The organism is Thiobacillus sp. 65-1402, from assembly GCF_001897685.1.
Lineage (GTDB): Bacteria > Pseudomonadota > Gammaproteobacteria > Burkholderiales > Thiobacillaceae > Thiobacillus.
In genome coordinates, this window is record NZ_MKUG01000017.1 from 1 (window position 1) to 14,692 (window position 14,692).

General features: G+C 66.4%; 17 protein-coding genes. 14 read left to right on the forward strand and 3 right to left on the reverse strand.

What is annotated here, in order from left to right:
• The 13 genes from BGO62_RS01685 to BGO62_RS01745 all read left to right on the forward strand — a co-directional run.
• A partial coding sequence (locus BGO62_RS01685; RefSeq protein WP_296638844.1) for a FimV/HubP family polar landmark protein occupies positions 1-1,109 on the forward strand: 1,109 nt, incomplete at its 5' end.
• On the forward strand, positions 1,102-1,716 hold the full coding sequence (locus BGO62_RS01690; protein ID WP_296638845.1) for a hypothetical protein: 615 nt from the start codon (positions 1,102-1,104) through the stop codon (positions 1,714-1,716). The genes BGO62_RS01685 and BGO62_RS01690, both read left to right, overlap by 8 nt.
• Positions 1,717-1,728: 12 nt before the next feature.
• Positions 1,729-2,508 (forward strand): tRNA pseudouridine(38-40) synthase TruA, encoded by a 780-nt coding sequence (gene truA / locus BGO62_RS01695; protein WP_296638846.1) that lies wholly within the window; start codon positions 1,729-1,731, stop codon positions 2,506-2,508.
• Positions 2,493-3,113: a phosphoribosylanthranilate isomerase gene (locus tag BGO62_RS01700; RefSeq protein ID WP_296638847.1), complete on the forward strand. Its 621-nt coding sequence runs from the start codon at positions 2,493-2,495 to the stop codon at positions 3,111-3,113. The genes truA and BGO62_RS01700 overlap by 16 nt, the downstream gene beginning before the upstream one ends.
• On the forward strand, positions 3,110-4,309 hold the full coding sequence (gene trpB / locus BGO62_RS01705; protein ID WP_296638848.1) for a tryptophan synthase subunit beta: 1,200 nt from the start codon (positions 3,110-3,112) through the stop codon (positions 4,307-4,309). Before BGO62_RS01700 ends, trpB begins: the two co-directional genes overlap by 4 nt.
• Positions 4,310-4,354: 45 nt before the next feature.
• Positions 4,355-5,161 (forward strand): tryptophan synthase subunit alpha, encoded by an 807-nt coding sequence (trpA, locus tag BGO62_RS01710; protein WP_296638849.1) that lies wholly within the window; start codon positions 4,355-4,357, stop codon positions 5,159-5,161.
• 16 nt (positions 5,162-5,177) lie between these two features.
• The gene (accD, locus tag BGO62_RS01715; protein ID WP_296638850.1) at positions 5,178-6,047 is read left to right on the forward strand and encodes an acetyl-CoA carboxylase, carboxyltransferase subunit beta; all 870 of its coding nucleotides are present in this window, start codon (positions 5,178-5,180) and stop codon (positions 6,045-6,047) included.
• Between the two features lie 3 nt (positions 6,048-6,050).
• Positions 6,051-7,328 carry a bifunctional tetrahydrofolate synthase/dihydrofolate synthase gene (folC, locus tag BGO62_RS01720; RefSeq protein WP_296638851.1) on the forward strand — a complete coding sequence of 426 codons (1,278 nt, stop codon included), beginning with the start codon at positions 6,051-6,053 and terminating at the stop codon, positions 7,326-7,328.
• Positions 7,309-7,962: an SPOR domain-containing protein gene (locus tag BGO62_RS01725; protein WP_296638852.1), complete on the forward strand. Its 654-nt coding sequence runs from the start codon at positions 7,309-7,311 to the stop codon at positions 7,960-7,962. The genes folC and BGO62_RS01725 overlap by 20 nt, the downstream gene beginning before the upstream one ends.
• Entirely contained in the window at positions 7,959-8,450 is a 492-nt protein-coding gene (locus BGO62_RS01730) for a CvpA family protein (protein ID WP_296638853.1), read from the forward strand. Before BGO62_RS01725 ends, BGO62_RS01730 begins: the two co-directional genes overlap by 4 nt.
• A 21-nt stretch (positions 8,451-8,471) precedes the next feature.
• Positions 8,472-9,992 (forward strand): amidophosphoribosyltransferase, encoded by a 1,521-nt coding sequence (gene purF / locus BGO62_RS01735; RefSeq protein WP_296638854.1) that lies wholly within the window; start codon positions 8,472-8,474, stop codon positions 9,990-9,992.
• Between the two features lie 5 nt (positions 9,993-9,997).
• Positions 9,998-11,170 (forward strand): O-succinylhomoserine sulfhydrylase, encoded by a 1,173-nt coding sequence (locus tag BGO62_RS01740; RefSeq protein ID WP_296638855.1) that lies wholly within the window; start codon positions 9,998-10,000, stop codon positions 11,168-11,170.
• Complete coding sequence (locus tag BGO62_RS01745; protein ID WP_296638856.1) at positions 11,167-11,853, forward strand: hypothetical protein; 687 nt, start codon at positions 11,167-11,169, stop codon at positions 11,851-11,853. Before BGO62_RS01740 ends, BGO62_RS01745 begins: the two co-directional genes overlap by 4 nt.
• Here BGO62_RS01745 and BGO62_RS01750 read toward each other — a convergent pair.
• The 3 genes from BGO62_RS01750 to BGO62_RS01760 form a co-directional block, all read right to left on the reverse strand.
• The gene (locus BGO62_RS01750) at positions 11,848-12,597 is read right to left on the reverse strand and encodes a UDP-2,3-diacylglucosamine diphosphatase (protein WP_296638857.1); all 750 of its coding nucleotides are present in this window, start codon (positions 12,595-12,597) and stop codon (positions 11,848-11,850) included. The two genes, BGO62_RS01745 and BGO62_RS01750, sit on opposite strands and share 6 nt — an antisense overlap.
• A gap of 8 nt (positions 12,598-12,605) precedes the next feature.
• Positions 12,606-13,097, reverse strand: coding sequence for a peptidylprolyl isomerase (locus tag BGO62_RS01755; RefSeq protein WP_296638858.1), 492 nt, complete (start codon positions 13,095-13,097; stop codon positions 12,606-12,608).
• A 72-nt stretch (positions 13,098-13,169) separates the two neighbouring features.
• Positions 13,170-13,739: a tetratricopeptide repeat protein gene (locus BGO62_RS01760; protein ID WP_296638859.1), complete on the reverse strand. Its 570-nt coding sequence runs from the start codon at positions 13,737-13,739 to the stop codon at positions 13,170-13,172.
• Positions 13,740-13,857: 118 nt separating this feature from the next.
• On the opposite strand from BGO62_RS01760, the gene cysS reads away from it, so the two are divergent.
• A partial coding sequence (gene cysS / locus BGO62_RS01765) for a cysteine--tRNA ligase (RefSeq protein ID WP_296638860.1) occupies positions 13,858-14,692 on the forward strand: 835 nt, incomplete at its 3' end.

A 14,692-nucleotide genomic window follows, 5' to 3' on the forward strand; every position in this document is an offset into this window, starting at 1 on the left:
ACCCGATGTATTGGGGCGGCGGTCTTGCCGCGCTCGGGCTGGGGGGCGTGCTGTGGTGGATGGTGGCGAGCGGCAATCGCCGGCGCAAGTCCGGCAATAGCACCCTGGAAGACAGCATCATGAGCGGCGGCGACGTTCGCCCCAATACCGTCATCGGCGCGGCGTCGGGGGGCAGCGTCAATACCGGCGACACCTCCTTCCTGACCGACTTCAGCCAGGCGGGCCTGGGCACCATCGATACGCATGACGTCGACCCGATTGCCGAAGCCGAGGTGTACATGGCCTACGGCCGCGACGCCCAGGCCGAGGAAATTCTCAAGGAAGCCATCGGCAAAAATCCGGACCGCCACGAGATCCGCGTCAAGTTGCTGGAAATCTACGCGGCCCGCCGCAACCTCGCGACGTTCGAAGCGGTCGCCGGCGAACTCTATGCCGCACTGGGCAGCAAGCCCAGCCCGTTGTGGGACAAGGCCTGTGAAATGGGGCGCAGTATCGACCCGACCAACCCGCTGTATGGCGGCATTCAGTCGAGCGCCGCCGCGGCGGCAACGGTGGCCGCCACCGCGGCGGTTGCCGGCGGCGCGGTGACGTTCCCGGACGAACCGGCGCCTGAACCCGAGCCTGCCGTGCAGTCCGCCGCCCCGGCCGAGATCGAACCCGAGCCCCAGCCTGCGCTCGAAGCCGTGGCGGCAGACGCGCCCCTGGAGTTCGAGACCGCGGGACACGTGCTCAATTTCGACACCCCGCCCGAGACGGCTGCAACGGCCGAAATGGGTTACCCGGAAATGGATGCCCAGGGTCTCGATTTCGAACTGCCGGAACTGGACCTGCCTGTCACCGCCGACGAAGAGCTGAAACTCGATCTCGGCCTTGAGGAAGACGGCGGCCTGGACAGCAAATTCGACTTCAGCGGCCTTGATCTCGATTTGGGCGATGCCGGCGGCAATGAACTCGAACTCGACGAGGTCGGCACCAAGCTCGATCTTGCCCGCGCCTATGTGGAAATGGGCGACAAGGAAGGTGCGCGCGAAATCCTCAACGAAGTGCTGGCCGAGGGCAACGACAAGCAGAAGACCGATGCCAAAGGCATGCTGAGCGAGCTTGGTTAAATCCCTGCACCCGGCTGCCCGCATCCTGCTGTGGTGCGGGTGGGCGGTGGCGGTGGAGCGTGCCCCACTGGCCCCGCTGATCATTCTGGCCGTCGCCACTGCGACGGCCTTTCTGTTTGCGCCGGTCCGCCGGCAATTGCTGCGCCTGCTGCGCCGCACCCGCTGGCTGATGGCGGTGCTGCTGCTCACGTATGCCTATACCCTGCCGGGGGCGGCCTTGTGGCCGGCGCTGGGATGGGGCAGCCCCAGCGTGGAAGGGGCGCAGCAAGGCGTATTGCGAGTGGCGCGGCTGGCGCTGATGCTGGCGGGGCTGGCGGCGCTGCTGGCGTATACATCCCGCCCCCGCCTGATCTACGGACTGTATGTGCTGGCCCGGCCGCTGACTTGGCTGGGCTTTGACCGCCGTGGTTTCGCGGTGCGGCTGGGTCTGACCCTGGATTATGTCGAGCATGCGCCGAAACCGGCACGCTGGCTGGATGCACTGCGTGCGCCGCTGCCCGACGAGGCGACGCCCGCCACCTACACCCTGCAGGCCGAACGCTGGCAAAGCTGGGACAGCGCCGTCATACTCGCGGGCTTGCTTGGGGTATTGATCGTGCTGGCATGAGGCCGGGTTGATATGAGAATCGTGCTGGGTCTGGAATACCGCGGTGTCGGCTTTTGCGGCTGGCAGTCGCAGCCGCAGGGCTGCGGTGTGCAGGATGCGCTGGAAGCCGCGGTGTCCGCCATCGCCGGCGAAAGGATTGGCGTCACCGCGGCCGGGCGCACCGATACCGGGGTGCACGCCGCGTTCCAGGTGGCGCATTTCGATACCGCAGCCAGGCGCCCGCTGACTGCCTGGGTGCGCGGCGTCAACAGCCATCTTCCCAGCGGTGTGGCGGTGCTGTGGGCGCGCGAAGCCGGCGAGGACTTCCACGCGCGCTTTGCCGCCAGCCAGCGCGGCTACCGCTATGTGCTGCTGAACCACCCGGTGCGGCCCGGCCTCGAGCACGGGCTGGTCGGCTGGCATCACCGCCCGCTGGATGCTGCCGCGATGAACCTGGCCGCGGCAAGCCTGCTCGGACAGCATGATTTTTCAGCGTTTCGCGCCGCCGAATGCCAGGCCAAATCGCCGGTCAAGGAGTTGCGGCAGGTGCACATCGAGCGGCGCGGCGATTATCTTTTATGCGACTTCCGCGCCGACGGCTTTCTGCACCACATGGTGCGCAATCTTATGGGCTGCCTCGTCCAGATCGGCGCCGGCAGCCAGCCGCCCGGGTGGGTGCGCGAGATCCTGGACGGCCGCGACCGCACCCGCGCCGCGCCGACCTTCGACGCCGCCGGGCTGTACCTCACCCACATCCGGTATCCTGCGCACTTTGCCTTGCCGGAAAGCTCAGAACGATGGCTGTTCGCGTAAAAATCTGCGGCATCACCCGCTTGCAGGATCTGCATGCCGCCTGCGACGCCGGGGCGGACGCAGTGGGCTTCGTGTTCTACGAAAAGAGTCCGCGCCACCTCGCGATCGATTCCGCCGCCATGCTGGTGCGCGCACTGCCGCCGTTCGTGCAGAGCGTCGGGCTGTTCGTCAATGCCGAACCCGCATTCATCGAGCGGGTCTTGCATGCGGTGCCGCTCGACCTGCTGCAATTTCACGGCGACGAGACGCCGGCCGACTGCATGCGCTACGGCCGCCCCTGGATCAAGGCGGTGCGCGTCAATCGGGACACGGATTTGCTAGAATGCGCGGCTGACTTCGAAGCCGCCCGCGGTTTGCTGCTGGATGCCTATGTGGCGGGCGTGCCGGGCGGCACCGGAGAGCGCTTCGACTGGAGCCTGATCCCGCCGCGCCTGTCCCGGCCGATTGTTCTGTCTGGCGGACTCACGCCGGACAACGTCGCCGAAGCGGTGCGCCGCGTGCGGCCCTGGGCGGTGGATGTGTCTTCCGGCGTCGAGGCGGAAAAAGGCATCAAGGACGCGCACAAGATTGCGCGATTCATTGCGAAAGCGAAAGAAGCATCATGAAGCTGACTGATCTCCCCGATTCCCGCGGCCACTTCGGCCCCTATGGCGGCATTTTCGTCGCCGAAACCCTGATGGCGGCGCTGGACGAGCTGCGCGTCGAATACGACCGCGCGCGCAACGATCCCGCTTTCCTGGCCGAATTCGAATACGAACTGAAGCACTACGTCGGCCGCCCCAGCCCGGTCTACCATGCCAGGCGCCTGTCGGAAGCCTATGGCGGCGCGCAGATCTACCTCAAGCGCGAGGACCTCAATCACACCGGCGCGCACAAGATCAACAACACCATCGGCCAGGCGCTGCTGGCGCGGCGCATGGGCAAGAAGCGCGTCATCGCCGAGACCGGCGCCGGCCAGCACGGCGTCGCCTCGGCCACCGTCGCCGCCCGCTACGGCATGGAGTGCGTCGTCTACATGGGCGCCGAGGACGTCGCCCGCCAGTCGCCCAACGTCTTCCGCATGAAGCTTTTGGGCGCCACCGTGGTGCCGGTGGCTTCCGGCTCCAGGACGCTGAAGGATGCGTTGAACGAGGCGATGCGCGACTGGGTGACCAACATCGAATCCACTTTTTACATTCTCGGCACCGCCGCCGGCCCGCATCCCTATCCCATGCTGGTGCGCGATTTCCAGTGCGTGATCGGCCGCGAGTGCGTCGTGCAGATGCCGGAGCTGGCGGGACGCCAGCCGGATGCGGTGATTGCCTGCGTCGGCGGCGGCTCCAATGCGATCGGCATCTTCCATCCCTACATTCCGTTCGAGGACGTGCGCCTGATCGGGGTGGAGGCGGGCGGCTCCGGCCTCGCCAGTGGAAAGCACGCCGCACCGCTGAATGCCGGCACCCCCGGCGTGCTGCACGGCTTCCGCAGCTATCTGATGCAGGACGAGAACGGCCAGATCATCGAAACCCATTCGGTCTCCGCCGGTCTCGACTATCCCGGCGTCGGCCCCGAGCACAGCTACCTGAAGGACACCGGCCGTGCCGAATATGCCGTGATCGACGACGACGAAGCCATGGCCGCCTTCCACGACCTGTGCCGCTTCGAGGGCATCATTCCTGCGCTCGAATCCAGCCATGCCGTGGCCCATGCCAAAAAACTCGCGCCGACCCTGGGCCGCGACCAGATCATCCTGGTCAACCTGTCCGGGCGTGGTGACAAGGACATCAACACGGTGGCGAAGGCGGTGGGGCTTACCCTGTAGGCCTGCCGCCATCCAATTGAACCGCTTTTTTCAGAAGAACGAACCATGAGCCGCATCGGCCAGACTTTTACCGCGCTCAAGGCGCAAAACAGGAAAGCCCTGATCCCTTTCATCACGGCCGGCGACCCCGGCAAGGGCCTGACGGTGCCGTTGATGCACGCGCTGGTGGAAGCCGGGGTGGACATCATCGAACTGGGGGTGCCGTTTTCCGACCCGATGGCCGACGGGCCGGTGATCCAGCGCGCCTCCGAGCGGGCGCTGGCGAACAAGGTCGGGCTGAAGGACGTGCTGGCGATGACGGCGGAATTCCGCAAGACCAACGCGACCACGCCGGTGGTGCTGATGGGCTATGCCAATCCGGTCGAGCACATGGGTTACGAGGCCTTTGCCCAAGCGGCCCAGGCGGCCGGCGTGGACGGCGTGCTGACGGTGGACATTCCGCCGGAAGAGTCGCACGGGGTGGCCGATGTATTCAAGGCGCACGGCATCGATCCGATTTTCCTGCTGTCGCCGACCACGCCGGAATCCCGCGTGGAGCAGGTGACGGCGGTTGCCGGCGGCTTCATCTATTACGTGTCGCTGAAAGGGGTGACCGGCTCGGCCAGTCTCGACACCGAGGAAGTGGCGCGCAAGCTTGCCATGGTTCGCGCGCATTGCAGCCTGCCGGTGGGGGTGGGATTCGGCATCCGCGACGCGGCGACCGCCGAGGCGGTGGCGCGCATTGCCGACGCCGTGGTGGTGGGCAGCCGCATCGTGCACGAGATTGAGACGGCACCCGAAAACGAGGTGATCAGCCGGGTGAAACATCTGGTGCAGGACTTGCGCCGGGGCGTCGACGCGGCGTCGAAATAGGCAAGCGGAGAAAACGATGAGCTGGTTCCAGAAAATTTTGCCGCCGAAAATCAAGCGGCGTGCGCTGGCCGACAAGAAATCCATGCCCGAGGGGCTGTGGTCCAAGTGTCCGGCATGCAACGAAGTGCTGTACCGCGCCGACCTCGAAAGCAATCTGGAGGTGTGCCCCAAATGCGGCCACCATCACCGTATCGGCGCGCGGCAGCGGCTGGCGATGCTGCTGGATGCCGAGGGGCAGCACGAGATCGGCGCCCAGGTAACGCCGCTCGACCCGCTGAAGTTCAAGGACAGCAAGAAATATCCCGACCGTCTGAAGGATGCCCAGGCCGGCACTTCGGAAACCGATGCGCTGGTGGTGCTGGGCGGCAGCGTCAAGGCCGTGCCGGTGGTGGCGGCGGCGTTTGAATTCAAGTTCATGGGCGGTTCGATGGGCTCGGTGGTGGGCGAGCGTTTTGTGCTCGGCGTGGAAGCGGCGATCGAATCGAACTCGGCCTTCGTCTGCTTTTCCGCCAGCGGCGGCGCGCGCATGCAGGAAGGCCTGTTTTCCTTGATGCAGATGGCGAAGACCTCGGCTGCGCTGACGCAGCTCTCGCGCCACCACCTGCCCTTCATCTCGGTGCTGACCGATCCCACCATGGGCGGCGTGTCGGCGAGTTTTGCCATGCTGGGCGACCTCATCGTGGCCGAGCCGAATGCGCTGATCGGCTTTGCCGGTCCGCGCGTGATCGAGCAGACGGTGCGCGAGACGCTGCCGGAAGGCTTTCAGCGCGCCGAATTCCTGCAGGAGAAGGGCGCCATCGACCGCATCATCGATCGCCGCCAGATGCGCGACGAACTCGCCGCCACGCTGGCGATGATGATGGGGCGGCCTGTGCTTGCCGTCTAGGGCGTGCCGACGCGTCCGGGACTTTCGCTGGCCGACTGGCTGGCGCGGCTGGAGCAGCTGCATCCCAGCAGCATCGAGCTTGGTCTGGAGCGGGTACGCCGCGTCAAGGACGCACTCGGGCTGGAGGCCGCCTTTCCGCTCGTCGTCGTCGGCGGCACCAACGGCAAGGGTTCCACCTGCGCCTATCTCGAAGCCATACTCCGTACCGCCGGCTACAAGACCGGCCTTTACACCTCGCCGCATCTGCTGCGCTACAGCGAGCGGGTGCGGATTGCCGGCAGGGAGGCGGGCGACGCCGAACTGGTCGCCGCATTTGAAAGAGTCGATGCCGCGCGCGGCGACATTTCGCTGACCTATTTCGAATTCGGCACCCTCGGCGCGATGCTGCAGTTCATCGATGCCGGCGTCGACGTGGCCATCCTCGAAGTCGGCCTCGGCGGGCGCCTCGACGCCGTGAATGCGTTCGACGCCGATGCGGCGATCGTCACCAGCGTCGACCTCGACCACATGGATTATCTGGGCGACACCCGCGAAAAGATCGGTTTCGAGAAAGCCGGCATATACCGCGCCGGCCGCCCCGCCATCTGCGCCGACCCTGAACCGCCCGCCAGCCTGCTCGAACACGCCCGGCACCTCGACGCCGACCTGCGTTGCGCGGGCCGCGACTTTGCCGCGCAGCGCGAGGCGGACCACTGGACCTATCGGGGGCTGGCGCATACCTGGACCGATTTGCCCCTGCCCGCGATGGCGGGCGCCTATCAGCTGCGCAATGCGGCCGGTGCGCTGGCGGTGCTGGAGGCCTTGCCCCCCCGCCTGCCGGTGAGCGAGGCGGCGATACGCCAGGGGCTTGCCGTGGCGCGGGTGCCGGGGCGATTTCAGTGCATTGCCCATGCCCCGGAGGTCATTCTTGACGTGGCGCACAACCCGGAAGCGGCGCGGGCGCTGGCCGCCGCCTTGCGCGACCGGCCGGCGGCCGGGCGCACGCTGGCGGTGGTGGGCATGCTGGCGGACAAGGATGCGGCAGGCGTGTTCGCCGCATTGTCCGGCGAGATCGATGCATGGTGGGCGTGCATGCCCGCTTCGCCGCGCGCACGCGATGCCGAGGCGCTGGCAGCCATCCTGCGCACGCACGCAGGCCATGCCCCGGTCAAGGTGCAGCGGGACGTGAACACGGCGCTTGCGGAGGCGCGAAGCGCGGCGTGCGAAGGTGATAGAATTCTCGTCTTCGGTTCGTTCTATACCGTTGCCGCCGTGCTCGACCATGCCGCCACCCAGCAGTGAAAATGACCTCAAACGCCGCGCCCGGCGCCGCCTGATCGGCGCGGTTGCGCTGACCTTGCTGGCGGTGATCGTGCTGCCGCTGTTGCTGGAAGACGAGCCGCCGCCGGCCAGTTCGCTGGCGGTGAAGATGGCGGTGTCGCCCGCCGCAGCGCTGCGCGATGAGCCGAATCCGTCCGTCGAGGCGGAACCGGCGGAGCAAGCAGCTGTCGTGGCGGCGGCGTCTCCCCCGCAGCCGGAGGCGAGGCAACCCGCCGCGCCCCAGGCGGCGCCCGCCGAAGCTGCGCCCGGACCCGAACCGCTCAAACCCGCAGTAGCCAGGCCTGCCCCCCAGCCGGAACCGCCCAGGCCCGTGCCCCAACAAGCGGTTGCCAAACCCGCACCGACGCCCGCGCCGCAGGCCAAGCCCGCCGCAACCGGCGAGACTTTCGTGGTGCAGCTTGCCGCGCTGTCCGATTCAGCCAAGGCCGGTGCGCTCAAGGCGCGTGCAGCCAGCGCCGGCTTGCCGGCCTACACCGACAAGGTGGGGGTCTTGACGCGCGTGCGCGTGGGCCCCTATGCCTCGCGCGAGGCCGCGGTGGCGGCTGCGGTGAAACTGGCCGAAAACGGCATGGCCGGGCAGGTGCTCGCAAAATGAGCATGCTCGACCTCGTCGTGCTGCTGGTACTGGCCCTGACCGTGGTGCGCGGGCTGATGCGCGGCATGGTGGATACGCTGTTTTCGCTGGCGGCCTGGATCCTGGCGTTCGTGCTGGGCAAGTGGGGCGCGCTGATGGTGGCACCGATGCTGCCGATCGCGGTCGAAAATCCGGGCATTCGCTATTTCGCAGGCTTTGCGGTGATTTTTCTGGTGGTGCTGATCGGCGTGCTGCTGTTGGGACATGCCCTCGCCTCGCTGGTCAAGGCGGCCGGACTGGGCAGTGCCGACAAGGTGCTAGGCGGCGTGCTGGGACTGGCCAAGGGGCTGGTGATCCTGATGGGCCTGACGCTGGCGGCCGGACTGACCTCGCTGCCGCGCACCGATTTCTGGAAGCAGGCCATGCTGTCGGGCAGCCTGCAGGCGATGGCGCAGCGCGCCTTGCCGCTGCTGCCGGCAGACGTGGCGAAGTACGTTCGTTTCGAATAATTTCATGGATGGGTGCACGGTATGTGCGGGGTAATCGGAGTCGTTTCCAATTCGGCGGCCAATCAGCTTCTGTATGACGGGCTGATGGTGCTGCAGCATCGCGGGCAGGACGCGGCCGGCATCGTGACGGCCGAGGAAAGCCGCTTTCACATGCACAAGGGGCAGGGACTGGCGCGCGACGTGTTCCGCACCCGCGACATGCGCAACCTGCTGGGCGACATGGGGGTGGCGCATGTGCGCTATCCCACCGCCGGCAGCGCCTCGTCGTCGGCCGAATCGCAGCCGTTCTACGTGAATTCGCCGTACGGCATCGTGCTGGGACACAACGGCAACCTGACCAATACCCACGAGCTTAAGGAAGCCCTGTTCCGTTCCGACCTGCGCCACGTCAACACCAATTCGGATTCCGAAGTGCTGCTGAACGTGCTGGCGCACGAATTGCAGGTGCGCGCTTCGGGGCGGCAGCTCAACCTGGATACGATTTTCGGCGCGGTGGCAGGGGTGCACGCGCGCTGCAAGGGTGCGTATGCGGTGGTGGCCTTCATCGCCGGCTACGGCCTCCTGGCGTTCCGCGACCCGCACGGTATCCGTCCGCTGGTGATCGGCGTCAACGAACAGGTCACTCCGCACGAGTACATCGTCGCCTCGGAAAGCGTGGCGATCGACACCCTGGGCTTCCGCCTGTTGCGCGACGTGGCGCCGGGCGAAGCGGTGTTCGTCGACTACCAGCGCAAGCTGCACAGCCGCCAATGCAGCGACCGTGCGGTGCTCAATCCCTGCATCTTCGAATACGTCTACCTCGCGCGCCCGGATTCGGTGATGGATGGCGTTTCGGTCTACAACACGCGTCTGGCCATGGGCGTCTCGCTGGCCGAAAAGATCAAGCGCGATTTTGCCCATCTGAAAATCGACGTGGTGATCCCGATTCCCGACACCAGCCGCCCCTCGGCGCTGCAACTGGCGAATCACCTCGACGTGCCGTATCGCGAGGGTTTCATCAAGAACCGCTACATCGGCCGCACCTTCATCATGCCGGGGCAGGCGCTGCGCAAGAAGTCGGTGCGGCAGAAGCTCAACGCCATCGCCGAGGAGTTCAAGGGCCGCAACGTGCTGCTGGTCGACGACTCCATCGTGCGCGGCACCACCAGCCGCGAGATCGTGCAGATGGCGCGCGACGCCGGCGCGACGCAGGTGTATTTCGCCTCGGCCTCGCCGCCGGTGCGCTTCTCCAACGTCTACGGCATCGACATGCCGACGCGCGACGAACTGATCGCCAATGGCCGCACCGACGCGGAAATCGCGCGCGAGATCGGCTGCGATGCGCTGATCTATCAGGACCTCGACGCCATGGTGGAAGTGGTCCGTGCCGGCAACCCGGCGATTCTCGACTTCGACACCTCGTGCTTCGACGGCCGCTACATCACCGGCGACGTCACGCCGGAGTACCTGAATTACGTCGAGGCCGTGCGCAACGGCGAAACCCCGCCGCCGTCGGCCCTGTCCACCCAGCAGCTCGACCTCAATCTGGCGTCCGGAAGCTGACACCCATGGACAACGAATACGATCTTGAAACCCTGGCGGTGCGCGCCGGAACGGCGCGCAGCCAGTTCAACGAGCACTCAGAGGCGATGTTCCTCACCTCCAGCTTCGTGTTTGGCAGCGCGGCCGAAGCCGCGGCGCGCTTCAAGGGCGAGCAGCCCGGTCCGATCTACGCGCGCTTCACCAATCCCACGGTGCAGATGATGGAAGCGCGGCTGGCCGCGCTCGAAGGCGCCGAGCGCTGCGTCGCGTTCGCCTCCGGCATGGCGGCGATCCTGGCGACCGTGATGGGGCTGATGAAGGCGGGCGAGCACGTCGTCGCCTCGCGCTCGATCTTCGGCTCCACCGTGCAGCTGTTCTCCAACATCCTCGGCCGTTTCGGCATCGAGACCACCTACGTGTCGCCGACCGATCCGGCGGAGTGGCGCGCGGCGCTGAGGCCCAACACCCGGCTGTTCTTCGTTGAGTCGCCGTCCAATCCGCTCACCGAGGTGAGCGACATCCGTGCGCTCGCCGCCATCGCGCACGAGGCCGGCGCCTGGCTCGCGGTCGACAACTGCTTCTGCTCGCCGGCGCTGCAGAAGCCGCTCGAACTCGGGGCCGACATCGTCATCCACTCCGCCACCAAATACCTCGACGGCCAGGGCCGGGTGCTCGGCGGCGCGGTGCTCGGCAGCCAGGCGCTGATGGAGGGCGTCTACACCTTCCTGCGCACCGCCGGGCCGACGCTCTCCGCGTTCAACGCCTGGGTCATCCTGAAAGGCATGGAGACGCTGTCGCTGCGCATGGACGCGCATTCGAAGAATGCGCTGGCATTGGCGCAGTGGCTGGAAGCGCAGCCGCAGGTCGCTCGCGTGCTGTATCCCGGCCTGCCGTCGCATCCGCAGCATCAACTGGCGATGGCGCAGCAGAAAACCGGCGGCGGCATCGTCGCGTTCGAGCTCAAGGGCGGCAAGGATGCCGCATGGAAGCTGATCGACGCGACGAAAATGCTGTCGATCACTGCCAACCTCGGCGACACCAAGACCACCATCACCCACCCGGCGACCACCACGCACAGCCGCATGACGCCGGAGCAGCGCGCGGCGGCAGGCATCGGCGACGGGCTGGTGCGCATCGCGGTGGGGCTCGAATCGGTGGCCGACATCCAGGCTGACCTCGCGCGCGGGCTGGCAGAATGAAGTGGCTGCTGCTGTGCCTGTTCGGGACGGGGCTGTCCGCAATGGGCGCCGCCCACGCGGCCGACATGAGCGCGCCGTCCCAAACCATGATTGCGCTGCGCTACGTCGACCAGGACCCGGGCGATCCGCCTTATCCGACGCGCATCCTGGTCACGCGGGACTTCATGCGCATGGACAGCGGCGAGGACGACGACGATTTCGTCCTGCTGGACCGGCGCCAGCGCCTGGTCATCAACGTCATGCGCGAAAGCAAGCTGGCTATGGTGTTCGCGCCCGGCACGCTGCCGCCCAAACCCGCCGGCTGGAAGCCGCGGCTCGATACCCGCAAGGCTGCGCGCGGCACCCGGCGTTTTAGCCTCGCGGTGAAAGGGCGGGTGTGCAGCGAAGGCGTGGCCGCCCTGAGTGCCGCGCCGGATGCGGCACGCGCGATGGCCGAGTTGAAATCCATCCTGGCCGCCACGCAATACCGCGTCTGGAAGGATTCGCCGCCGGAGATGCAGCACGACTGCGATCTGGCGAATCAGGTGTGGGAGTCGGGCGCCACCCTCGCGCTCGGCCTGCCGCTGGAAGAGCGCGAGTTCACCGGGCGCACGCGGCAACTCGAAAGCGAAACCCGGCAGCCGCTGCGGCCTGAACTGTTCAGCGTGCCGGACGGCATGGCGACGATCAACGCGCCGTCATAGAGCTTCCGTCCTGAGCGCGCAGCCGGTGGCGTCGCACACCACATAGCCCCAGCGGGCATACCAATCCGGCACCACCCAACGCTCGCAGTCACGGCCATCGACCGCATGGACATGCCGCGCCGGACGATGCGTGTGGCCATGGATCAGGCGGCAGATCCGTTGTTCGCGCAGCACGCGCACCACGGCATCGGCATTCACATCCATGATCGCGGCCGCTTTGCCGGCCTTGGCCGATTCGCTGCCTGCCCGTGCCCGGCGCGCTAGGCGGCGGCGCCAGCCCGGTGGCAGATGCCGCAACAACGCCAGCGTCAGCGGGTGCCGCACCCGGCGGCGAAAGGCCTGGTAAGCCGTGTCGTCGGTGCACAGGGTGTCGCCGTGCATCAGCAGCGTCGGCACGCCGTACAGATCGATCCGGCTGGGGTCGGCGAGCAGCGTCATGCCGGACAGCGCAGCGTAGCGCCCGGCCAGCATGAAATCGCGGTTGCCGTGCATGAAGTACACCGGCGTGCCCGCAGCGGCCAGGGCCTTGAGCCGCTGCGCCGTGTCGCGGGCGACCCGTTCGTCGTGGTCGTCGCCGATCCAGGCCTCGAACAGGTCGCCCAGGATGTAGAGGGCATCCGCGCCCGCGGCGTCCTCATCCAGGAAGCGAAAAAAACGCCCGGTGGCAACCGGGCGTTCGTCGGTCAGATGCAGGTCGGCGACAAAGAAGGTGCGGCCCGTTTTTGACGACGAGGTTGGGCTCACCGGGCCGATCAGGCGATTTCGGCCTGGCTGATGACGACGTCTTCCAGCGGCACGTCCTGGTGCCCGGCGCGGCTGCCGGTTTTCACTTTCCTGATCTTGTCGACCACGTCCATGCCTTCGACCACCTTGCCGAACACGGCGTAGCCGTAACCCTGCGGAGTCGGTGCGGTGAAGTTGAGGAAGCTGTTGTTGGCGACGTTGATGAAGAACTGCGCGGTGGCCGAATTGGGATCGGGCGTACGCGCCATGGCGATGGTGTAGGTTTCGTTCTTGAGGCCGTTGGCGGCTTCGTTTTCAATCGCGGCGCGCGTCGGTTTTTGCGTCATGCCGGGTTCGAAACCGCCGCCCTGGATCATGAAGCCGTCGATCACGCGGTGGAAAATCGTGCCGTCAAAAAAACCGTCGCGCACATATTGCAGGAAATTTTCGACCGTCTTGGGCGCTTTCTCGGCATCGAGTTCGAGGGTGATGATGCCGTGATTGGTGTGCAGCTTGACCATGGGTATCCTTGAAGAGAGGTTGCGGATGGTTTCCCGGCGGCCGTTTTCGCGGCGCCGGGGCGGGTGTGATCTTTATTTGGCCGGGGCGGGCGGGCTGGCGCCGGGAACGGGTTTGGCCGCTGCCTGCCGGCGTGCCTGTTCCCCGAGCATGTTCTGGATCAGCGTGAGCTTGGTCTGGACGGTCGCGTTCCCGCTGTCCAGCGCCAGCGCCTTGCCATAGGCAATCGCAGCCATCTTGGCGTAGACGTCGCCGAGATTCTCGTGCCCGGTGGCGTAGTTCGGATGAGTGCGGACCGCCGTTTCCAGCGCATTCCTGGCGGCTTCGTAGCGGGTTTGCGAGGCATACAGCACGGCCAGGTTGTTGTAGGGCTCGGGCAGTTCCGGATGGTCCTCGGTCAGACCGCTAAACAGCTCGATGGCATCGTTGGTCTTGCCCTGATCGGCGAGGATCAGCCCTTTCAGAAAGCGTGCGCGGGCGTCCCCGGGGTTCTGGGCCAGGTAGCGGTTGGCGTGATCGAGCGCGCCGCCCAGGTCGCCGGTGCGGAACTGCAGGTTGATTTCCTGGATTTCATCGGCCAGCACCGGCGTGCCGGCGAGCATGGCGCAGGCGGCAACGGCGGCAAGTAAACGTGGCAGGGCCATGTGATATGCTCGGATCATCTTGGTCAAGCGGGCATTCTAACAACATCGTCCCGGCTGAGACAGTCGGCGTGCCGCTTGAATCCCGCATGTCACCATTCCGTTCGTAGCCGTTCGCATCATGTTGCATATCACCAATTCCCTTACGCGCACCAAGGAAGAATTTGTCCCGCTCACCCCGGGCGTAGTCCGCATGTACGTCTGCGGCATGACCGTCTACGATCTGTGCCACCTCGGACACGCACGGGTATTCGTGGTGTTCGACATGGCGACGCGCTGGCTGCGCGCCAGCGGCTATCGGGTCGAGTACGTGCGGAACATCACCGACATCGACGACAAGATCATCAAGCGCGCGCAGGAAAACAATGAAACGCCCGCCGCGTTGACCGCGCGCTTCATCGCCGCGATGCACGAGGACGAACGCGCGCTCGGCGTGCTGCCGCCCGACCATGAGCCGCGCGCCACCGCCTACGTGGCGCAGATGCTGGCGCTGATCGAACAATTGATCCGCGGCGGCCTGGCCTATCCGGCGCCCAATGGCGACGTTTATTACAGCGTGCGTGCCTTCCCCGCTTACGGCCGCCTGTCCGGCAAGAGCCTCGACGAGCTGCGTGCGGGCGAACGCGTGGAGGTCGACCCCAACAAGCGCGACCCGATGGATTTCGTGCTGTGGAAAGCCGCCAAGCCGGGCGAGCCGGCGTGGGACTCGCCGTGGGGGCCGGGGCGTCCGGGGTGGCACATCGAATGCTCGGCGATGAGCGCCGACCTGCTCGGCCGCCATTTCGACATCCACGGCGGCGGCCAGGATTTGCAATTCCCGCATCATGAAAACGAAATCGCCCAGTCGGAAGGGGCGAACGGCTGCACCTTCGTGAACTACTGGATGCACAACGGCTTCGTGCGGGTGGACAACGAAAAGATGTCCAAATCGCTGGGCAATTTCTTCACCATCCGCG